Source organism: Paenibacillus mesotrionivorans (assembly GCF_046098205.1).
Classification (GTDB): Bacteria; Bacillota; Bacilli; order Paenibacillales; family NBRC-103111; genus Paenibacillus_AR; species Paenibacillus_AR mesotrionivorans.
Genome location: NZ_JBJURJ010000009.1, coordinates 262194 through 283892, shown reverse-complemented (window position 1 = coordinate 283892; position 21699 = coordinate 262194). Strand labels below are relative to the sequence as shown.

Sequence of the window (21699 nt, the reverse complement as noted above, 5' to 3'; positions counted from 1 at the left end):
CGTTTATTTGCTCCCGCGCCACGTGCTCCGACCCTGCTAAACCGGAGGGCTTGACAAAAACGTTCATAGCAACGAATCTCACAACGCTTATTTCACGTAAAAGGGGTCGTTTGCGAATGTAACGAATCTGATCCGCGCTATTGCTTACGCCGGGCCTCCTTTCAGCCGTTTTGAGGCGGAATAAGGCTTCTCAGATTCGTTACAGCCGAAAAAGGCGCCAACCGGCTGAAATAGCGTCGCTGAGATTCGTTAGCCTCCTCCATAAGGTTAGACTCCCCCACTGCCCGTATTTTCTGCTGGCAGCAGAAAAAAGAGCCGCATAAATGCGACTCTTCCCACTCTCTATTGATCCCGGCGGGTTACCGGCTGCCCGTGCGCGCCAGCTTCAGGCATTCGATGCCCGCCAGCAGCACAATGCCGATGCCGTGGGTGTCGTTTAGCTGCCAGCCCAGCTGATCCTTGTAATAATATTTGTTGAAGGAATAGCCGGAGCCCCGGCAAACGCCGTACACGTTGCCCTGCCTGTCGATGCACAGCTCCATCAGAGCCTGCCATGCGCGGAGAGCCGCAGCCGCATACGCATCTGTCTCCTCCAGCCACCCAAAGCGGATGCCTCTGGAGTAGGCGTAGATGAACATAGACGTGCAGGAGGCCTCCTGGTAGGAGCTATGGTCGGTGAGCACCTGATGCCACAGACCTTCAGGCCCCTGGAGCCTCAAATAACCCTGGCACAGCTCCCGGAAAAATACCAGCAATGGCTGGTAGAGTTCATGCTCCACAGGCATCAGCTCCAGAATCTCCGTGAGGGAAAACAGCACCCAGCCGTTGCCGCGGCCCCAGGGCACACCGTTGGGTTTGCCGAACTTGTGGTCAAACACATGATGCATAATCTGCTGCTCTGGAATGTACATCCGCTCCTTGTACAGCAGGAACTGCCGGGCGGCATCCTCCAGATAGGAGAGCTCGCCGGTCAGCGCATAATACTTGCCCAGAAACGGCGTGCTCATATACAAGTCGTCGCACCACATAGTGCCTGCCATGAAATCCGTGGTGCCCTTCACCCGGTACAACGCCCCGTCGGAAAGCCTGTCTTGCACATGCGAAATATAGTGGGCGATATGGGCCGCCGTTTCCCTCGCCCCCGTCAAAGGCCGGGCTGCATGGGCCGTCAGCATCGCCGCTCCAAAGGAGCCGCAGTCATCCAGGCTGTCAATCATCGCCAGCTGGTGATTAATACCCGGCGCGCCGTATTGCTCCGTATCCCACATGGCATATTCGTGAAGCGCGGTGCACTGCTCGATATGGTCTGCGGCATAGTCAAGTAAGTGGGACTTCTCCAGCTCCTCCCCCGTTTTGAGAATGCCGTAAAGAGTTACACCCAGGGGATAGTTCCATTTGCCGTAAAGGGCCGTTTCCAGATACGGGCGGACGGCTGCATCAGGCAAATCCGCCCGCCAGAAGCGCTTGCTCCCCTCCGGGCCGAATAAAACATCCAGCCTGGCCACAGCCTCCACAGCAGGCGCCTGCCCCGGTGCAAAAGGACCCAGATACAGCCAGGTATCAGGCAGTCCTTCCACCGGATAGGGCATCTCCAGCTGCACGCCAGTATCCGCTCCTGGCGCATTCAGACGGAAATCCCACCTGCCGCCGCCTGGACAGACAGAACGCACCACAAGCTTGTGTCCGCCCCCGTCCAGCTCCAAGGGCACGCGGAACGCCCCCTCCTGGTCTTCCGGAGACCGGTAATATTCGCGGCTATTCACGTATACCTCAAATGCCCCCGAGGCTTCACCGGTCAGATCCAGCCGGCTTCCGCCAGCCCGGCTGCAGCACAGTCCTGTCCAGGCAAAAGCCGTATCCCCGGCTTCACCGCCCAGAATCCGGCTGAAGCTTCCGGCCGCCCGCTCCTGTTCCGACCATTCCGGCCGGGGATACCATTCCAGACCGCCTGTGCTTTGCTCCTCCAGCTGCCCGAGTTCTGCCGTCCACGGTTCATCCTGGGGTTCACTGTAAATCCAGCCCTCCCGCCCTGCCCGGTCTGGTCCCGGTGACAGGAAATGCATGGGTGCACCTTTTACGCTGCCGGTTCCGAAAACTGCGCCGCAGCCGGTTCCCGTTGCCGTAAACTCCAGGACCAGGTGATTCCATCCCTTGACCACACGCGCCCGGAACACAGCCCGCCGTTCAGGGAAAACGTCGTCGTTGAGGTTGGATGCAAATTGCCTGCTGCCGTTCACGAACACCTTCACCGGGCCATAGCAGCTGACTGCAAAAGGAAGCTCCCCCTCCTGCGCACACCAAAGCTTGCCCCAAGCATAGACATACTGCCCGTCCCGGATATCCGGCCAGCGCCGACCCAGGTTCATATCATACCGACAGTCCTCCTGACGCCGGAAGCTTGCCACGTCATGGACACGGTAGACCGGCGGCTCCTGGGGATTAGCGCCGATATAGCGGTTGGCGATGGTCTCTAACACCTTTTCTGTGCTGCCCCCGCTGGACCGGGCAATGGAATCCATTTCGTGAATGTAGTCCACTTCCTAGAGCCTCCTTATTTGATGATTTCCCCGCCGGGATAAAGGGTTGAGCTGTACAGCCGCTTTGGTTGGGGCAGCGGGCCGCCGGCAGCGGATTGGGTCAAATCAGCAGGCGCACTGGCATACACCACCGCTTCGGTATCGGTATAAACAATGGCCATTTCATTGCCACTGCCCAGAAGATCGCCATGGACCACATACCCTTCCGTCGGGAAGGTTGCCACCACATTCATATTGCCGTCATACAAACCAGGGAACACACCGCCGCCCCGGCGGAAGGCCAGAATATAGTCAGGAGCCCCCGCCTCCCAGTTGGAGAGGGTTTCGGCGATGGTCAGCCAGCCCGGAGTTTTGCGGTCTTCCTTCCAGATTTCCTTGCCCTCGCAGTCCAGCAGGAACAAGGCATCCCGGCCCTTCAAGCCTTTGCCGTCATCCTCCCGGACCATCCGGTCGAGACCTGCCACCTGCAAACCCGGCAGCTCCGGACAGAATTTGCCCAGAGCGATATGCTGGGATTCGATGGAGCCCTCATAGCGCCACAGCTCATTGCCGTCGCGGTCATACATCACCGTCACGCTGCCGCCTACCACCAGCTCCGGCAGCCCGTCTCCGTTCACGTCTCCAACCCAGATGCAGTCGGCATGGTCGTCCAGATCCTTGCAGCTCCACTGGAGCTTGCCGTTATGGTCCAGAAGATCATAACCGGCCATCACCTCATCGTAGCCGTCCCCGTTCAGATCATATACCCAAGGAAAGTGGCCCGGGTTGCCCTCATGGGTCCACAAGAGATTAAACTGGTTGTCCAGTGCCCACAGCTTGTGGTACCGGTCCTTCAGAATAATGTCCGAAGGGCGGTCCTTGCCGGTCAGGTTGGCAATAATAATGCAATCATGGGCCTCCTCTCCCGGCAGTTCATGAACCGCTTTCACTTCTCCCGTAGCTCCGTCGAGAATATGGAACTGGCTATTCATAACACACAGAACCTCCAGCTTGCCGTCCCCATCGATGTCATAAATCTGGGCGGGGTAGTCGGAGCCTTGTTTGCCTGCACCCGGGTCAGGCTTGCCGGTTTGCCACAGGAGCTTGCCGGTGATGTCATAAGCGGTCAGGCATTGCACCTGATGGGGGATATAACGGACATCCTGGCGGTTGTCCGGCTGAACCAGCAGCAGCTCCATCCGGCCGTCGCCGTTTAAGTCGCCCAGCAGCAGCTTGCAGCGGGGACCTGCCGCCTCAATGTCCAGCGTTGCTAGGGGAGAACAAACTCGGGTTTCTGTCTTCATGCGAATAATTCCTCCTGTAGGTAAGCTTCGTCCGGCCAGGCCTAACAAGGCCTGCCGGCTGTACACCCGTAGCGTACCAGCCCTCCCCCCTTTAGGCAATGGTACATTCTTGCCCCCGACTAACCGAAAGGGTTGCACTATTTTGTTCATTTCGCACAATCTTGCCACGGGACAAACCAATCCTCCAGAATTAATCCAGGAACTTCCATGTTCATATCAAACGCATTTGGCACATTCCATACGCCAGCTTGATTTCATACAAAAAACAGCCTGCACCGGGTTTTCCCCCATACAGGCTGCCAAGCACATATGAATACTAAAAACGTACGGTGACTCCGCCCGGGATTTCCCGGATATCCCCATCCACGCTAAGCCATACGGAGGTGGCGTTGGGATTCTCCACAAACTCCATTCCGGCAGAGAAACGAAGACGCTCGTAAGCTTTCATATAATCCACAATTTCCATATTGGTGGCATACCAGATATCATCCCGTCCACCTGCCAATTCGCAGAATTCTTCAATGATATTCCAGTTGTTGTCATTGTCGAACTCATAGCTGTGTCCCCAGACATACATCAGGTACAGGTACTGCTTTTTGTGCAGGGAAACAAAGGTTTCGCCATGCTTCATAAGATTATCCTTGTGGTGGCAGGTGGCTTTCCACTCCAGCCAATTATGCGGCAGACCAAAGCCGCCGTGGGTGGTCTCCACCACACGGGAGTATTCAATGCCCAGCTGCGGCAGCAGCTTCATGATCTCCGGGCTGTAGGAGCCATTGGGGTAAGACATGCCCCGGATGGTGTAGCCGAAAATACGCTCCAGGTTCTTGCGGTCCTCCATTACCTCGTGGACCAGCATTTCCTTGGGGCAGCGGGCAATGGTGGGATGGGTCAAAGTATGGGCAGATACCTCATGCCCCTTGTACAGCTCCACACATTCCGCTTCCTCCATACGGTCATATTCCGTGTTCCCGAAGAAGCCGGAATTGATGTGGAAGGTGCCTTTAATGCCGTTGCGGTTAAAAATCTCCACCAGGCGTTTGTCGGCTTTGCGGCCGTCGTCATAGCTCATGGTCAGAGCCTTGAATTTTCCCTCCGGATACGTCACATAAATCTTAGCCATGTGTCATTAAACCTCCTTGTTTATCACTTGGCGAATACCTGCAAATTGGCGTATTCCGCCAGAAGCGGCGCCATCTGGCGGAAGCCGATCCGCCCTCCGCCCAATAGCGGCCCATAGGCTTCGCCGTCATCCTGCCAGGAGAAAACCGGCAGTTCATTGATATAAAAAGAAATGGCACTGCCCTGCTTCACCGCCAGCATCCGGTACGGCTCAACCACATCCGGAACCCCGGGGATCGGGTCCGCTCCCTGAGCTACCAGATGGAAGCCGTAGCTTTTGCGGAGATTGCAGGTGTGAAATTGCCGCTCCTCCGGCCACTTCCGCCGGAAATAGGAAATATGGAACGCGTCCATCTCTCCGTGATGATACTGGTCGTAAATCCCTGTCCGCTGCGTCAGCGACGTATCGAACAGATCCTTGCCCGCGGCGCCTCTGGCCGCCATGAACAGGATCGCCAGCCCCGGCTCCCGGAGAGGCCGGAATTCCCAGGACACCGCTACATCCGCAGGGAAATCCTCCGGGCACCAGAAGACAAAATTGGCCGCTTGGCCCGCTTCCGGGTCCATGCCGTTTTCGAGCCGAAGCTTCCCCTCCGGAAAGCTAACCAGTCCTTGCCCTTCCATCCGAAAACCTTCCACATCGGAAGCCGCCGCCAACGGATTATGATAAATCCGCTGCCAATCGGCCGGAAACAACGCATTTCCGTTCATCCTGTTTCACCTCTTAATTCTTATTGACCGAGGAAGGAAGCCATTCGCTGATCAATTCCAAGCTCAGAATGGTATTCAGCGACCACTGGCTGGCTTCATTGGTATTCATCCAGTCAATTTCCTTGATGCTGTCCATGTACACCACATCCTCCGATTGCTCCTGGAGATTGACTGACCCGAAGGGATTCCCGTGGAGAATAGTCCAGCAGCGCTCCGCCGTCACCGTATCCTGCCGGTAATACGCGCCGTAAGCGGCTATCGCCACACTCAGAACCGGATGCTCAAAATTCTTGTGGGAGATTTCCCCATGAGACAGAAGATCCTTCTCCTCCTGAGGCGCATTGTAATACACGCCGTATTCGGCCATCATCTCATTCCATTCCGGGTCCTCCAGCATCTCCGCCAGCTCGAACCACACCTGGGGGCCGCCCATACAGATGGACAGATGCCGTCCCCAGTTTTCGACGCCCATGGACGATAAAAGCCCGGTTTTGGGATCGTAGCCGTAAACCGGGCCGGAAATCAGCCCATACTTGGCTTTTTTGACGCAATCGATGCCTGTAAGAATTTTATCCCGGTAGAAGGTATCCTCGAAGCGCTCCCAGCGGGTCATCCAGTTGGAGCTGAAGGCTGCCCAGTCGGGGCCAACCCGGATATGGGTGGGATGCTCGTCCTTGGGAAAATAGGCACGCAGCGGGTCGAGGGTGACGGTAGCATAATCTGCATCCTTCACAAGCTCCATACAATCGCCGATCCGCTCATCCGCCGTCAGGTAATAATAATAACGGTGCAAGCCGGCCATGGCAATACGCGGCTCCTTGCAGCCGCAGCCCCAATGCACCACATTGTGCCGGGAGCCGAGTCCGGCGTATTCGCCGATGTGGTACATATCCACCTCGCTGGTATGGCGGGTCATGGCCTCCGCCATCCGGAAGATATCCGCCCGGCCGGAGCGGAGGAACATGGTCCACAGCCACATGTTGGGCACCAGCTCCGCGTTCTGCCAGGCACACCCGCCCAGGTCGTAGTTCCAGACGTGACGGGCGGCATCATAGCTGTGCATAAAGTCGCCGTAATCCCAGAAGCCAAACCACTTGCGCTGCTCTGTCTCCTGCTGGTAAAAGGCGATGATGCCGTCCAGCCTGTCCTCCAGATACGCCTTCTCCGGCGAGCTGCGGTCAGGCAGGCTCCACAGGCCGAAGGCCCGGGTTTCGTGGTAATACTCCGGTGTACATACCAGAAGCTCCGGCATATCCGCAGCTTCGGCCATCTGTCCCAGAGTCTTGGAATCCGGCGTAGCGTCCAGGCACCACACGGTCAGCTCATGGGTATTGCCAACACCGTAAGGGGTGGCTCTCAGCTCATCCGCCCCCTCATAGGAGGAGAGCACGTGGGTTTCCGTGTCATAATGCCGCATATCCATGGCTTCGGCATCCGGCGACCAGAACCACGCGGTGAAGCGCGCCGTTTCTGCAGCCATCCCCGTAATTTCCAAACCCGACGGATATTTCCGCCAAAAATCCTTCAAGCCAACAGCGATTCCGCCGGATGCTCCGCCTGCATACCCAAGGCCCCCCGCCCGGCGCCCTTCCGCCCCTTTGACCCAGGAGCAGCCTTCCTTGGTGCGCTTGCGGACAGTGAAATGCTCGGAGGAATCCTGCAGGAGCTTGAAGCTGTCCCATGTGGCGGAATCCTTCAGCAGACCCAGATAATACGCGTCGTCCTCCTCGTCGAAGGAAAGCGGTTTGCCCTCCAGCTGATCCTCGTACAGCTCCAGATAACGCCCCTTGGTACGGCGGTTGTACATGGACTTGGGGGAATCCCTGAACATGCCCTCTTCCCCTGCAAAGCGGATATGGCGGTTATAATGAGGCCCGGATAAGGGCACCTCAAAGGCGATTCCCAGCCCTTTGATAAAATCCGTATTCGGATTGCCGTCGTAATAAAAGGTATGCACCAGCCGGATGGAAGCCTGTCCCGCAAAAAAGTATAGCCGCAGCGTAAACGGCAGCCATTCCCGTAAGCCCGACTTCGCCCGGTATCTGCCTTGGACCCGGAGCACAGCCCGGACCGGGCCTGCGGCTTCCACAGCAGCCTGAAGGACCACACCTTCGAAGGGCTCCTCACGGGTTGTGTGCATACCGGAAACCTGGTCATGCACCTCCGTCAGCGCCACCAAAACGCCGCCGCTGCAGATTTCACGGCGGTCGCGCTCCATACGCTCTACGATCCGCGTTCCCTGCTTGGCGATCACCCAACGGATGGAGCCGGTGGATACGGTAATCCGCTCAGCGGATTCCTCCACGGATACACGTGATGCCGGAACGGGTGATTCTCCTTTATCCAGCACAAAGCCCCCGCTTTCCGAAGCGGGGACCACTGCCGCGTGAGCGGACCACTTGACGCTTCCGTCCGGCCAATATGCTGTTGGCCAGCTGTCGATAGGATATTGGCGGAGGCCGTCCGCACTGGAGAGACTTAGGACGGTTTCCCGGTTAATCTCGCCTTTTTTCCAGGGAATTCCCCAGGTAATGCCCGCGTCCCCGGACGGATTCTTAAGCCAGCGCAATTGGACCGGTTTCTGTGAAGACAACAAGACCATCTCCTTTATATTGTCTTTCGAAAGCTGCACCCCCATTCTAGGCCGCATCTCCCTTCATGACAATGAGACTTTCTTGTCCTCCCGGTCCCGCGCAATTGCACATTTTCAATAGTTTTGGACTTTATTGCAATCCCTTTTCCCGGCTTAATTCACGGTACCGGGTAGGCGTCATGCCCTCCAGCTTCTTGAAAATCCGGTTGAAATAGCTGTGCTGGTAGCCCACGCGCTCGGCCACATCGTTAATCAGGAGATCCGTATCCCGGAGCAGCTCTCTGGCCTTCTCCATCCGGATTTCCGTGAGGTAATCGATGAAGTTCTTGCCGGTGACCTGCTTGAAGGATTTGCTCAGGAAGAAAGGATTGGTTCCCGTATGCTCCGCACAATTGTCCAGGGATATATCGTTCATGTAATTCTGCTGCAGATACAGCATGGCCTGCTCAATAATCCGCTTCACCTGGGCGTCCGTACGCTGCATCAGCTCACGCAGATAGGGGTCCACGATCTTCTCCCGGAACCATTCCAGAATCAGCTTGGTCTCCCGGATTTGGGACAAGGATTCATACATATTGATGCCCTTGAACAAACGGTTGGGGTTGATGCCTGATACCATCACCGCATGCTGAATGCTGCCGAGCAGGTGGAGCATCCCCTGCTGGACATCGATTTCCTTGGCCCCATTGGAGGAGAGCGCCACCAGGAAATCCTCCAGCAGCTTGTACGTATCCGTTTCCTGCCCGGTCCGCATGGCCTGGATCAGCTCACGCTCCAGAGAGAAGGGATACTGGAGCTCCGCTTCCTCCGGCACCTGCGGCTGGGTTTCCATATCGAGAATCTGGTTCTCGTTGGAGAAATTGCGGAAGGCGGCCGCCTGCCGGGCGGTTTCGAAGGACCCAGGAATTTCGGATATGGTGTTGACCGGCCGGCTGATGGCCAAGGTTACATTCATCTTCAGCATTTGGTTGACGGCCTGGGTCAGCTCCTCCGAGAAGTCCTGCAGATCACCGGCATAAGCTTTGTCATTGGGCACGATAACAAGCAGCCCTGCCGTCAGATCATGGAAGTTGATGGAGTTATGCTGTTCGAAATGAAGCCCCGCCAGTTCGCTGATAATGTTAACCGCGGCAAAGGTAACCAGCCCTTCATCGCCGTATTTGAATTTGCCCTCATGGCTGGTGATACCGGTGAGTTGGACGTACATGACAATAAACACCCGGTCCCGGACTTCCCACTTGAAGCTTTCCATCCGGTTCATCAGGTCTTCCTCGGAATAGGCGTAGAGGTAACCCTGCATCAGCTGGTGCAGGAAGCTCTCCTTAACATGGGGCAGCTGCTCCGCCAGCCTGCCCTGCATCTCATGGCTTTGCTCATACAGGCTGTTCCAACGCTGCTCGATTAACGCGAACTCATCCTCCTTGCCTCCCGCCGGCTCTTGGCCGCCCAGCAACTGCTGCACCAGCCGGTTGACAGGCGAATAAATGCGCCGGGAAGCCACCCAAGACAGCAGCACTGCAAGAAGCAGCGCACACAGGCTGATGATCAGAATCAGCTTGGAAATAAATACAACCGGTGAGGTGATGCTGGAGATGGGCGATGCCGACACGTAGGTCCAATTAGAGGCAATCCGGGAGAAGTTCCCGTAGGAAACCGTATAGGTAATCCCCTTCCACTCGAAGAAAAACGCTCTGTCTGCCGGATGCTCCTTGATTTTATCCTGCAAAGCGGTAACAAACGGCGAATCCAGCCCGCCGCCCCGGGCAGAAGCATACACATCCCCGGTGTCCTGGAGGATGAAGCTCTCTCCTTCGTTATAGGGCAGCATGGTTTTGAGCATATCGGAAACCTTCTGGGAATCCAGCCGGACCAGGAGTGTGCCGAAGGGGTCGAAGCTTCCGCCCGGAATTTGGTGAACCAGAGTAATATCCTTCTCATTCGGTCTGGCCGGATCGAAGGCCCATTGGGTCCAATACGTAATCCGGGTGGGCTGAATCAGCTGTTTGTAGATTTCTGAAACGGCGGGGTTGCGGACGACGGAATACTCCGGATCAAACATGACCTCGCGATTCTCCTCCAAATACAGCTCCACCCGTTTGGTCATGGTATTGGAGCCTTGCATAACCAATAGCGTCTTGGAGATATCCTTGGCCCGTTCGAAGTCGGTGTTAAAATCAACATCCAGAAGACTATAGTCAAACTTATTATCAAACGCCCAATGGGACAGCATCAGCTCCAGGTTGGTGAGCTGTTCATCAATATTGCGGGCACGCTGTTCAATTTGCACATTATGAAGATTCAACAGCTCGGATTCCAGCCGCCCGCCTCCCATCCAGTACACCAATGCACCGATGATAAAGCCGGGAATACTGGATACCAATAAAATCATCGCCAGGCTTTTATTGTAATGGGGACGCTTATTCTGGGTAATCCGGTCAAGCAAGGGTTTGCCGAGCCTTTCCACAAAACGGTTCATCACTTATTCACCACTGGTTCTTCGGATTGTTTCAACGCATTCTTTCTCACCCGGTAGGCATCATTGATCTCTTGAATGACCTTGTCCCCGCCGCTTATCCGCCATGCTTCCAGCAGACGGTCAAATTCCGGATCGTCTATTTTGCCGGTAATATACTGGATCCTTGCTTCAGAGATCATATCGTCCAGCATATTGCCCTTCTGGGTATAGGTTGGCGATTCCAGCCCCTCTGCGGGATTGGTGATAATAATCCTCTCATTATTCTCAATGACCGTGTTGACCTTTTCCCTTAACGGGGAAACGGCTTTAAACTTGGTCAGCTCCGGAATCAGAGGAAGCAGCTGCTCCAGATCATTGGCGTTGTATTCCGGAGGTACGGTATCGTTGGGCAGGCTTTCCATAGCACCGTTATGCATGGTGTAGTGGATATTTTCCAGACCGTAATACAATAGCCGCTGCATGGGCTCATCATTCAGCTTGTCCAAAAAACCCAGGACCTTCAACAATTCCTGCTCGGTTTTGACGCCGCTCTTCGAAATAAGATAGACACCGTTATAACCGGAGGTGCTCAAGCTCCGCAAACCATGAGGTCCCTCCACCGCCCCGAATACATCGATGACAGCATGAGGATTGGCCTGCTTCAATTTAGTTTCCAGCCGTCCTGCGGTATCCGCCACATCCAGCATAACTCCCGCACGACCGCTCACGACTTGATCATTCCAGCGGGTGGAGTCATAGATGGGGAAGTCGGAATTGACCAAGCCCTCGGCATAAATTTTGCGGAAAAACTTCAGGCTGTTGCGGTATTCCGGCGTAAAATGCTCGGGAATCAGCTTATCGTGTTCATCGATCCCCCACTTGTTGGGTGCACCGAACCAAACCTGCATCATCTCCCAGGGCAAGGGATACTTGGAGACAGCAAGACCATATGTATCGTCAATGCCGTTTCCGTCCGGATCCTTTTCGGTAAAAGCCTTCAGCACCGCGTAGAACTCATCGATGGTTTTGGGCTCGGAGAGGCTCAGCTTGTCCAGCCAGTCCTTGCGGTACGATATTCCCGGCCTGCCCTGCTTTCTCGCTCTATAAATGCCGTAAACCTTTCCTTCATTGGAAATGTTGCCGAGAATCTCCGGATCCGCTTGGCTCAGGTTGGGAAAGCGGCTTAAGTAGGGACCGATCTCCCAGATCTGCCCCTTCTGGATGGCTCCGGCTACACTGGGAACATGGGTATTCTCCACCTTAATCACCATGGGCAGCGTCCCCGAAGCAAGGGAAATATTCATTTTATCGTTATAGGACGCATTGGGCGCCCAAATTATATTCAAATTGGTATGGGTATATTCCTCCACCATCTTCCATACCTTGCTGTCCTTACTTGCAGGGTTGGAGGAGAAGTTGGCTGTCAGCAGAGTAATGGGAAAAGGCTCGTCTGGGCCGGCTTTCTCTTGGTTGTCGGACTGGCACCCGGTGGCAGCGGCAAGCGTTGCTGCAGCCAAGAGCAGTACATATCTGTAGGTTTTCATCGTTGCCTCCAACTGGATTTCAGAATACGCCATAGTTTGCTTAACTTAGCATATACCGTTTACATACCCAAGAACAAGCTTTTCATGACCACGCGGCCAAAAAAACACAAAAAACAGGCAGGGGTGTGCATTTTTTGCACATCCCCTATCCTGTTGGCAATGCCTATAATCCGGGTGGATTATTTCTTTTGGGCAGCCACGTACAATTCGTTCATTTCCTTCACCAGATCGTCGCCGCCGGATTTCTTCCAGGTTTCGAAAGCAGCGCGCATGCCGGCTTCGTCGATTTGGCCGACGATGAACTTGATACGGGCGTCATTGATGATGTTTTCCAGTTGAGGTCCCTTTTGGTTGTAAACATCAGAGATCAACGGAGCAGCAGGGTTGGCAACGATGGTCTCTTCGTTCTTCTTGATCAATTCGGTTTGTTGCTTTCTGAGAGCGGTTTGCTTCACGGTCAGCGCGCTGCTCTTCGGCAGGAAGGACAGCATTTGGTTCAGGCCTTCCACTTCGGATTCCAGCAGGACAGTATCCTTGCTGATGGTTACGTTTTTCTCAGCATCGGTTGTATAGTGCTTGCCTTCCAAGCCAAAGCTCAACAGCGTTTGCATTTCCGGATCGTTAATGCGGTCAAGGAAGGTCAGAACGCGCTTCAGTTCAGCTTCTGTCTTAACAGAGGATTTCGGAATAGACATCATACCGGAGTAGCCTGCTGTAGGCAGGGTATGCAGCTTGCCGTCCTTGCCGGTTACACCAGCGGATACGCCCATATAATGGATGTCCGGATTATCCTTGCCTTCTTTAGCCAGAGCGGCATGGATCTTGTCATCAACACGCGCGGCGCCGTCCACAACGTCTACGATTACGCCGGCTTGGTTATTCACGAGAGGATCAGTCCACTTGGCGCTGTCAAATACGGCGAAGTCGGAGTTGATGAGCTTCTCATCATACAGCTTCTTCATAAATTTCAGGCCATCGATATATTCTTCGTATTGATGCTCGGGAACCAGCTTGCCGTCCTTGATACCCCATTTGTTGGGAGCGCCGAACCACAGCTTGATGTTATCAAATCCGCTTGCCCAGCCGCCGGTCCATTTAACCAGAACCATACCATAGGTATCGGCTTTGCCGTTTTTGTCCGGGTCCTTTTCTTTAAACGCTTTCAACATGTTGTAGAAATCGTCGATGGTCTTCGGCACTTGCAGACCTACTGCATCCAGCCAGTCCTTGCGGTAGTAGTAGCCTTGGCGTCCCAGGTCGCGGCCGCGGTAAACGCCGTAAATTTTGCCGTCGATGGAGCTGTTGTTCAGTACGGTCGGGTTAGCGCCGGACAGGTTTTTGTAATCCTTCAGGTACGGGCTCAGCTCCCAGAATGCGCCGGAGCGTACAGCATTGACGAAGCTGGAGGAACGGTCGCCCAATACGGCGATCAGATGCGGAAGCTTGCCGGATGCCAGCGTGATGTTGAATTTATCGTTATAGGAAGCATTCGGTACCCACTCGAAGTGGATGTTGGTATTGGTTTGCTTCTCCAGCTCAGCGGCTACAGGGCTGTCATCCTTGGGGAAGTTGGTCTTGAAGGTCGGAAGCATGATAGTCAGATCAAGCGGCGGCTGTTGGGTAGCGGCTGCGCTGGAGCCTGCAGATGCGGCCGGAGAAGCTGCATTATCCTTATCTCCGCCTCCGCAGCCTGCAAGTGCTCCGGCAGCGATGGTCCCAACGGATACAACGGCAACAAAACGCTTCATGCTGCTTGCTTTTCTTTTCATTTTTTATACCCTCCTTGATTTGGTCAATCATATTTTGGTCTAACATATATGGAATAACTCCAGATGGAGCAATTCGTCATGTAAAGGCGGATGGCTCTCAGACTGCCATTCATGAGGTCGCCGGAATAACCATCCGCCGCTTGTCTCCGCTTCAGGCTTAGCCTTTTACGGAGCCGATCATTACGCCCTTAGCAAAGTGCTTTTGCAGGAACGGATATACACACAGGATTGGAAGTGTACCCACTACGATTACCGCCATCTTAATGGACTGCTCCGGTGGCTTGACGAAGTTGGGGTCCATGGAGTTCATATCGCCGGCTGCCTGAGACAGCATAACGATCTGGCGCAGCATAACCTGCAGAGGCCATTTGGCCGGGTCATTGATGTACAAGAGAGCCGAGAAGAAGTTGTTCCAGTGGCCAACGGCGTAGAACAAGGTAAAGGTGGCAATAACCGGCATGGACAGGGGCAATACGATCTTCCACAGAAGACTCAGCTCCTGACAGCCGTCGATCCGGGCCGCTTCCTCAATTTCAGGGGGCAGCTCCTGGAAGAAGTTTTTCACGATAATCAGGTTAAAGGCGCTGATGGCGCCGGGGAAAATCAGGGCGTTGAAGGAATCCAGCATGTTCAGCTCACGAATAACCAGGTAGGTGGGAATCATCCCGCCGCCGAACAGCATGGTGAAGATAACCATGTTCAGGAATACATTGCGTCCCATCAGCGTGCGCCGGGCAAGAGGATATGCCATGGTCACCGTGAAGAACAGGTTGACGATAGTACCGACTACGGTGATATACACGGAAACCCCGATGCTTCTCATGATGGAATCCGTGGAGAAAATGAACTGGTAGGCATTCAGCGTGAAGGTTTCCGGAATCAGGAACACAGCGCGCTTGGTGATTTCCGCATCAGAGGCGAAGGAGCCCGCGATGATAATCAGGAATGGCAGAATGGCAATGATCCCGGCTGCTCCCAAAAAGAGGTAGTTGGATATATCGAAGACCGTTCCGCCGACTGTTTTGTATTGCTTGGCCATCTTGTAAACCTCCTCTTAGTAAAGTCCGGACTCGCCGAATCGTTTAGCCAGCCAGTTGCTTCCCAGCACCAGCGTGACGCCGATGACAGACTTGAAGAGGCCGACTGCCGTACTGTAGCTGAATGCGCCTTGGGTAATACCGACGGTATACACATAGGTATCGAATACCTCGGCCACCTCACGGTTCAGCGCGTTCATCATCAGGTAGATTTGTTCAAAGCCGTTGTCCAGAATGTTACCCATCCGCAGGATCAACAGGATGACGATGGTGCTCCGGATGGAGGGCAGCGTAATATGCCAGGTTTGCTTCCAGCGGTTGGCGCCGTCCATGATGGCCGCTTCATACTGCTCTACATCCACGCCAGCCAATGCCGCCAGGAAGATTACCGTACCCCAGCCGCATTCCTTCCAGATGGTCTGGAGAATAATCAGCGGTCTGAACCATTCGGGATCGGTGAGGAAGGATATTTTTTGTCCCGTTAATTGGAAGATAAATTCGTTGATGGTGCCGCCCTCTGTGGTCAGAAGGATGTAAGTCAAGCTCGCCACGATAACCATGGAGATAAAGTGGGGCACATACACCAGGGTTTGAATGGAACGCTTGTACCATGAAAGTCTGACCTCATTTAACAGAAGCGCCAGCAGGATCGGGGCAGGGAAGGAAAAGACCAGGCTGTATAAAGATAAGACCAGGGTATTGCGCAAGAGCATGGTGAACTCGATATTCTGGAAGAACATCGTAAAGTGATCGAGGCCTACCCAGTCACTTTTGAAAAATCCGAGGAACGGCTGGTAATTCTTAAAGGCCAGCAGAATGCCCCACAAGGGGACGTACTTAAAGATGATGAAGTATAGCAATCCGGGTGTAATCAATAGATACAACCACTTGTCTCTCTTCAATCGTTTGCCAATCGTGCTCCATTTACTATTCTGGGTACTCGGTACAACAGTCAACTTTTCCGCAGCTGCCTGCTTCACTCCCCATCACCTCCGGGTTGTCTTTCGCTTCTCTCGAGCGGTTATGACCTGATTATGTCCCGGCGGAAATTTTCCGACAATCGGAGATTCTTGAACAGCCTAAAATTCGGGCATTTGGGCCTTGCTTCAAGAAAGTGCAAAGCCGGCAAAACTGTGTAAACCCTTGTCCTAAGCGGGTAAAATCGTCCTATTGAACCCCCGGCGGCCCTGAAGTAAAGTGGAAGCGGATGTATGTCCAACATACAGAAAATCGGAAGGAGTGATGGCGACAATGGGCCGTAAGCTCTATCACGGCGTCTCCTGGTACCCCGAACTTTGGGGCCGCGAGATCTGGGAACAGGATATTGCCATGATGAAAAAGACCGGAATCAATGTAGTGAGGATGGGGGAATTTGCTTGGTCCGTTTTTGAACCGGAGGAGGATAAGATCGATTTCTCATTATATATAGAAGCAGTAAATCTGCTCCATGCCCATGATATCGACACCGTCATGTGCACTCCCACGGCCACCCCGCCTGTCTGGATTTCCCACGGACACCCGGAGCGGATGCATCAGGAACCGGACGGCCGGGTTATGGGTCATGGCTCCAGACAGCATGCCTGCACCAATCATCCTTACTTCCGGGAGCGCTCCGCCAAGATTGTGGAAGCCCAAGCGCAAGCCTTGGGCCGTCTTCCCGGTGTAATCGCCTGGCAAATCGACAACGAATTCAAATCCCATGTAGCCGAATGCTTCTGCGGAACCTGCCGCGGGCTTTGGCATACATGGCTGGAGCAACGCTACGGAACCATTGGCCGCTTAAATGTAGCGTGGGGAACAGCGGTATGGAGCCAGACCTACCAGACTTTTGAGCAAATTCCACAACCTTCGACGGCAGTCCCCTTCTTTCACAGCTCGTCTCTTACTACGATGCACCAGCTTTTTTCGATGGAGCTTATTGCTGAGTTTTCGGAAATGCAGGCGGATCTGATCCGTAAGCACTCCCCTCAGCCAATTACCCATAACAGCAGTGTGGCGTTTCATCTGGATAATGAGCGGCTGTTTGGCAAGCTGGATTTTGCCGCGTATGATACGTATGCCAGCTTCCCCAACCGGAATGCTTATCTGATCAACTGCGATTTATGGCGGAATGTCAAAAAAGACCGGGGCTTCTGGGTGATGGAAACCAGTCCCGGCCATGGCGGCTCCCTCCGCGGTCAGCCCCAGCTTCATCCGGATGGTTATCTGAAGGCTGAGGCGGTAGCCGCATATGCTCTTGGAGCGGAGGCATTCTGCTATTGGCTGTGGCGACAGCAGCGTTCAGGCTGCGAGCAGCCCCACGGGGCAATCCTCAGCGCCTGGGGCAAACCCTCCATCGGCTACCGGAATGTGCTGGAAGTGGAGGATGCACGAAGAATTCTGGAGCCTGTCCTGCTGGACACCCGCCCGCTTCAGGCGGAGGTTGGGGTGACCTATTCGGACCGGGCTAAAGTATTTTTAAGGACGGAGCCCCACCGGAACCTGCAGCACCGCTCCTTGATTACCCATTATTATGAACAACTGCTTGATCTGGGGCTCCACCGGGATTTGGTGCCGGAAGGAGCTGATCTTGACGGATACCGGCTGTATGCTACTCCGTTTCTTCCCTATTTATCCAGAGAACTGACGGACAAGGCTGTTGCTGCGGTGGAAAAAGGCGCTGTCTGGATTGTTGGCCCCCTTACCGGAGGCAGAACGCAAGAGCATACCATTCCCACAGACGCTGCGCTTGGCCGGTACCTGGAGGAGCTTGCCGGTGTGGAAACACTCTACACCTATCCCATGGACGGCAGCGGAACCACCGGTACGGCCCTCGGAATTACGGCCCCGTTGTCCTTATGGAGCGCCGTGTTCCGGCCTGTGAGCGCCAAGGCCATTGGCTTGATCGATCAAGGACCGTCACAAGGCGAAGCATTTCTGACGGAGCGGCCAGTCGGCCGCGGCAAAATCGTGATGCTGGGCTCTTTGCCCGCCGGTGAAGAAGGTGAATCCATGCTCCGGCGGATCCTCCTGCATTATGCCGGGCAGGCCGGCGTCACTCTCCGGACGGACGTGAGCCCGGGCACCATCGTGGCTCCCCGGGAAGGAGTCGGTTACCGGTTGTGGGTTGCGGTTAACATGGACGGCCAAGGCGGTAGTGTCACTGTGCCCCAGGACTGCCGAGATGCGCTGACTGGAGAAGCGATTGCAGCAGGACGCCTCTTTCTTCCTCCTTTTGGCTACCGCGTGATCCGCATGGAGCTTGCCGCCGAATCATGATACACTACTGGAAAAGCTGAAGTTTACTTATTTTATTGCGAAAAGAAGTGTTCCAATGATGAATCATTCTGTTATCGATCCTTTACAGCCTCATCTGCAGACCGATTGCAGCCAATGCTTCGGCCTGTGCTGCGTTGCCTTACCGTATGCCAAGTCGGCAGACTTTCCCTGCGATAAGCCGGGAGGAAGCCCCTGCCGCCATCTGCAGAAGGATTACCGCTGTGGCATCCATGATTCCCTGCGCGGGCAGGGGTATAAGGGCTGCACGGTGTATGACTGCTTCGGCGCAGGAGAGCGGGTGTCCAAGCAGACCTTCGGCGGGCACAGCTGGCGGGAGGACAGCGGCACGGCTGACCGGATGCTGGCGGTTTTCCCGGTTATGCAGCAGCTGCACGAAATCATCAGCTATCTGCGCGAGATTGCGGCTGCCGGACGGACGGCAGCCCTGCATGCGGAAGCCGGGCAGGCTATCGCCCGACTGGAGGAGCTGGCGGCCCAGCCGCCGGAGGCGCTGCTGGAGCTGGACTTGCCGGCAGTGCGTGCCGGGGTGAACGGCACGCTGCAGGAAGCGAGCCGGCTGGTGCGGCAGCAGGGGGTTGCAGCCTCCGGGCGAAGCGCCTCAGCGCTTCCCACCCGGAAGGATTTTTTCGGCGCCAATCTGAAGGGCAAGCTATGGCGGGGGGCCAACCTGAGAGGCGCCATGCTGATTGCCGCCAACCTGCAGAAGGCCGACCTGCGGGACTGCGACTTCATCGGCGCGGACCTGCGGGATGCCGACTTGCGCGGCGCCGATCTGCGCGGCGCTCTGTTCCTGTCGCAGATGCAGGTCAACTCCGCCAAAGGCGATGCCGGCACCAGGCTGCCGCCGGGTTTGCGGGCTCCCGGGCATTGGGCGTAAGGATAACGGCCGCATCGCCAGCGGCTATGCGAGCAGCGGAGCTGTTGCTTAGCAAAGCCCGGACTCTAGCTGAACCCTGTTTTCGCTGCATCCTGATTTTTGCTGCACTCCAGTTCTAACGGAAGTGAGCGCCGCTATTTACGCTAAAACCGCCCTCTGCGATTTCTAACGGAAGTACAGGCCGTTATTTGACCTCTTCGGGGCAAAAGCAGGCTCCATTACAACCAATAGCGGCTCTGGCCGCCGTTAGGATTCCTGAGGGCCCATTTTAGGGCAAATAGCGGCTCTCACCGCCGTTAGAGAAATCCGCTTCTTTTCCTTACCCGCTACTCCCTGAACCACCGGGGTGTTGGATAGTCTCAAACGGATCAAACCGCTTGCGGTCGCTAGTTAGCGAAAGACAACCCCGCAAAAAAGCCCTTGGTCACCGCGTAAACCGCGGTAAACCAAGGGCTTTTTCCCTGTTCTGTTAATATTGCTCCGACTAAAGCAAATCTGCGGCCAATTGGGCCAGGTTGGAGCGTTCTCCCCGCTCCAGCATAATATGCCCGGCGATGCCCTGCTCCTTGAAGCGCTCCACCACATAGGACAGACCATTGCTGGTGGCATCCAGATAAGGATGATCGATTTGGTGGGGGTCGCCCAGCAGCACAATTTTGCTGCCCTCCCCTACCCGGGAAACGATGGTTTTCACCTCATGGCGGGAGAGATTCTGGGCTTCGTCAATGATAATGAACTGGCCCGGGATAGAACGGCCGCGGATATAAGTTAACGCCTCGACTTGAATACTGCCCAGCCCCGCCAGCACCTTGTCGATATCCCCCGGCTTTTTGGTATCGAAGAGATACTCCAGGTTATCATAGATCGGCTGCATCCACGGGCGGAGCTTCTCATCCTTTTCCCCCGGCAGATAGCCGATATCCTTGCCCATCGGCACCACCGGCCTGGCGATAAGCAGCTTCTTATACTTGTGGTCATCCTCCACCTTCATCAGCCCTGCGGCAACCGTAAGCAGGGTTTTACCTGTGCCTGCTTTGCCCGTAAGGGTAACCAGCGGGATATCATCGTTCAGCAGAAGCTCCAGGGCCATCCGCTGCTGGGCATTGCGCGCCGCGATCCCCCAGATAGGATCATTGCTCAAGAACAGGGGCTCCAGACGTTTGCCTTCTTTATTCACCTTCAGTAAAGCCGATTTGGAGGTGCCCATCTCATCCTTCAGAATCACAAATTCATTGGGATATAAGGTGTAGCCCAGATTCAGGCTCTTAATCTCCAGAAAACGGTACGTGTAAAACTCGTCGATCACTGAAGGGTGCAGCTTCAGCGTCACACATCCGGTGTACATATCCGAATTGGATACCACCCGGTCTGACAAGTAATCCTGTGCGGTCAGGCCCAGCACATCGGCTTTAATCCGCACCAGGGTGTCCTTGCTGACCAAAATTACCGGCTGGGGCTCCTCCTTCTCCTGCTCCTCCATATGATAATTCAGCGCAACGGCCAGAATCCGGTTGTCGTTGGACATATCCCCGAATACATCCTGCATCTTGGCAAAGCTGCGGTGATTTAACTCTACTTTAATGGAACCCCCGTTATCCAGGGTGACCCCGTCCTGAAGCTTGCCCTTCGCCCGGAAGCCGTCCAAGAGGCGTGAGGTGAAGCGCGCGTTGCGTCCAATTTCATCGGCCAGCCGTTTTTTGGCGTCCAATTCCTCCAACACGATAGCGGGAATAATCACATCATTGTCCTCGAAGGCGAAAACGGCGTTGGGGTCCTGAAGCAGGACGTTGGTATCCAGAACATAAATTTTTCTCATAGGGGTCGCCTCCAAGTGTCTAGTCGAACAACCGGCATACATACGTTGATGCAGAAGTGGTCAAACTATCCGTAACAATGCCCCAGAACTTAAAAACATAGAAGGGTGGGAACATCCCGATGCGTGTACGGTTATGGATACTTTTGATTGCACTGGCAGCAGCCGCCGCCGGCTGCGGCAAGGCTGGCCACCAGGCAGGCGAAGGCGACAACAACAATCTGCGGGCCCAGCAGGCACAAACGGCCAATCCCCAGGAATCTGACGGTTTACCGGCGGATACGGCTACACGTTTGGAGGATCTGGCCAAAGGCATCGCCCAGGTGGAGGATGCCAAATGCGTGATCCTGGGGAAAACGGCAATTGTAGGCATTACCGTGGAGCCCAACCTGGACCGGTCCCGGGTGAATATCATCAAATATTCGGTGGCTGAGGCTTTCCGCAAGGACCCGGAGGGTATTAACGCATTCGTCACTGCCGATATGGCCTTGGGCGAACGGATCCGGCATGTGCGGGACGATATCCGAAACGGGCGGCCTTTCTCGGGGTTCGCCCAGGAGCTGGGCGACATTATCGGACGGGTAGCGCCGCAAATCCCCAAGGATATTGCACCAATGGACAACGGCAAGCACCACGATCCGGACGGCAGCCAGTTCCAGGACAACAATCTGTAATCACG

14 protein-coding genes are annotated in these 21699 nt (G+C 55.1%); 3 read left to right on the top strand and 11 right to left on the bottom strand.

Features of this window, described 5'->3' with window-relative positions; all coding sequences use genetic code 11:
• Positions 1–359: 359 nt before the first annotated feature.
• The 10 genes from ACI1P1_RS15835 to ACI1P1_RS15790 all read right to left on the bottom strand — a co-directional run bounded on the left by ACI1P1_RS15835 (position 360) and on the right by ACI1P1_RS15790 (position 16007).
• Entirely contained in the window at positions 360–2537 is a 2178-nt protein-coding gene (locus ACI1P1_RS15835; RefSeq protein ID WP_416217381.1) for a glycoside hydrolase family 88/105 protein, read from the bottom strand.
• 14 nt (positions 2538–2551) lie between these two features.
• Positions 2552–3820, bottom strand: coding sequence for a hypothetical protein (locus ACI1P1_RS15830; RefSeq protein WP_416217380.1), 1269 nt, complete (start codon positions 3818–3820; stop codon positions 2552–2554).
• A gap of 316 nt (positions 3821–4136) precedes the next feature.
• Positions 4137–4943 carry a polysaccharide deacetylase family protein gene (locus ACI1P1_RS15825; RefSeq protein WP_416217379.1) on the bottom strand — a complete coding sequence of 269 codons (807 nt, stop codon included), beginning with the start codon at positions 4941–4943 and terminating at the stop codon, positions 4137–4139.
• Between the two features lie 23 nt (positions 4944–4966).
• Positions 4967–5653, bottom strand: coding sequence for a DUF1961 family protein (locus ACI1P1_RS15820; protein ID WP_416217378.1), 687 nt, complete (start codon positions 5651–5653; stop codon positions 4967–4969).
• Positions 5654–5666: 13 nt separating this feature from the next.
• Entirely contained in the window at positions 5667–8255 is a 2589-nt protein-coding gene (locus ACI1P1_RS15815; RefSeq protein WP_416217394.1) for an exo-rhamnogalacturonan lyase family protein, read from the bottom strand.
• Positions 8256–8376: 121 nt separating this feature from the next.
• Positions 8377–10722, bottom strand: a complete 2346-nt coding sequence (locus ACI1P1_RS15810) for a helix-turn-helix domain-containing protein (protein ID WP_416217377.1) — start codon at positions 10720–10722, stop codon at positions 8377–8379.
• A complete protein-coding gene (locus ACI1P1_RS15805; protein ID WP_416217376.1) occupies positions 10722–12245 on the bottom strand; it encodes an extracellular solute-binding protein in 1524 nt (507 codons plus the stop codon). Before ACI1P1_RS15805 ends, ACI1P1_RS15810 begins: the two co-directional genes overlap by 1 nt.
• 179 nt (positions 12246–12424) lie before the next feature.
• Complete coding sequence (locus tag ACI1P1_RS15800) at positions 12425–14014, bottom strand: extracellular solute-binding protein (protein ID WP_416217375.1); 1590 nt, start codon at positions 14012–14014, stop codon at positions 12425–12427.
• Positions 14015–14171: 157 nt separating this feature from the next.
• Complete coding sequence (locus ACI1P1_RS15795) at positions 14172–15053, bottom strand: carbohydrate ABC transporter permease (protein ID WP_416217374.1); 882 nt, start codon at positions 15051–15053, stop codon at positions 14172–14174.
• 15 nt (positions 15054–15068) lie between these two features.
• Positions 15069–16007 carry an ABC transporter permease gene (locus tag ACI1P1_RS15790; RefSeq protein ID WP_416217393.1) on the bottom strand — a complete coding sequence of 313 codons (939 nt, stop codon included), beginning with the start codon at positions 16005–16007 and terminating at the stop codon, positions 15069–15071.
• Between the two features lie 295 nt (positions 16008–16302).
• On the opposite strand from ACI1P1_RS15790, the gene ACI1P1_RS15785 reads away from it, so the two are divergent.
• Together ACI1P1_RS15785 and ACI1P1_RS15780 are read left to right on the top strand one after the other, a co-directional pair.
• Complete coding sequence (locus ACI1P1_RS15785; protein WP_416217373.1) at positions 16303–18309, top strand: beta-galactosidase; 2007 nt, start codon at positions 16303–16305, stop codon at positions 18307–18309.
• A 55-nt stretch (positions 18310–18364) separates the two neighbouring features.
• The gene (locus ACI1P1_RS15780; protein WP_416217372.1) at positions 18365–19207 is read left to right on the top strand and encodes a pentapeptide repeat-containing protein; all 843 of its coding nucleotides are present in this window, start codon (positions 18365–18367) and stop codon (positions 19205–19207) included.
• A gap of 484 nt (positions 19208–19691) precedes the next feature.
• Here ACI1P1_RS15780 and ACI1P1_RS15775 read toward each other — a convergent pair whose 3' ends face one another.
• Complete coding sequence (locus ACI1P1_RS15775) at positions 19692–21023, bottom strand: PhoH family protein (protein ID WP_416217371.1); 1332 nt, start codon at positions 21021–21023, stop codon at positions 19692–19694.
• Between the two features lie 119 nt (positions 21024–21142).
• On the opposite strand from ACI1P1_RS15775, the gene ACI1P1_RS15770 reads away from it, so the two are divergent.
• Entirely contained in the window at positions 21143–21694 is a 552-nt protein-coding gene (locus ACI1P1_RS15770; protein WP_416217370.1) for a YhcN/YlaJ family sporulation lipoprotein, read from the top strand.
• Positions 21695–21699 lie beyond the last annotated feature (5 nt).

Coding starts and splice junctions, on each gene's coding strand:
- ACI1P1_RS15830 (WP_416217380.1), bottom strand. CDS start 3,820: ATGAAGACAGAAACCCGAGTTTGTTCTCCCCTAGCAACGCTGGACATT.
- ACI1P1_RS15825 (WP_416217379.1), bottom strand. CDS start 4,943: ATGGCTAAGATTTATGTGACGTATCCGGAGGGAAAATTCAAGGCTCTG.
- ACI1P1_RS15820 (WP_416217378.1), bottom strand. CDS start 5,653: ATGAACGGAAATGCGTTGTTTCCGGCCGATTGGCAGCGGATTTATCAT.
- ACI1P1_RS15815 (WP_416217394.1), bottom strand. CDS start 8,255: ATGGTCTTGTTGTCTTCACAGAAACCGGTCCAATTGCGCTGGCTTAAG.
- ACI1P1_RS15810 (WP_416217377.1), bottom strand. CDS start 10,722: ATGAACCGTTTTGTGGAAAGGCTCGGCAAACCCTTGCTTGACCGGATT.
- ACI1P1_RS15805 (WP_416217376.1), bottom strand. CDS start 12,245: ATGAAAACCTACAGATATGTACTGCTCTTGGCTGCAGCAACGCTTGCC.
- ACI1P1_RS15800 (WP_416217375.1), bottom strand. CDS start 14,014: ATGAAAAGAAAAGCAAGCAGCATGAAGCGTTTTGTTGCCGTTGTATCC.
- ACI1P1_RS15795 (WP_416217374.1), bottom strand. CDS start 15,053: ATGGCCAAGCAATACAAAACAGTCGGCGGAACGGTCTTCGATATATCC.
- ACI1P1_RS15785 (WP_416217373.1), top strand. CDS start 16,303: ATGGGCCGTAAGCTCTATCACGGCGTCTCCTGGTACCCCGAACTTTGG.
- ACI1P1_RS15780 (WP_416217372.1), top strand. CDS start 18,365: ATGATGAATCATTCTGTTATCGATCCTTTACAGCCTCATCTGCAGACC.
- ACI1P1_RS15775 (WP_416217371.1), bottom strand. CDS start 21,023: ATGAGAAAAATTTATGTTCTGGATACCAACGTCCTGCTTCAGGACCCC.
- ACI1P1_RS15770 (WP_416217370.1), top strand. CDS start 21,143: ATGCGTGTACGGTTATGGATACTTTTGATTGCACTGGCAGCAGCCGCC.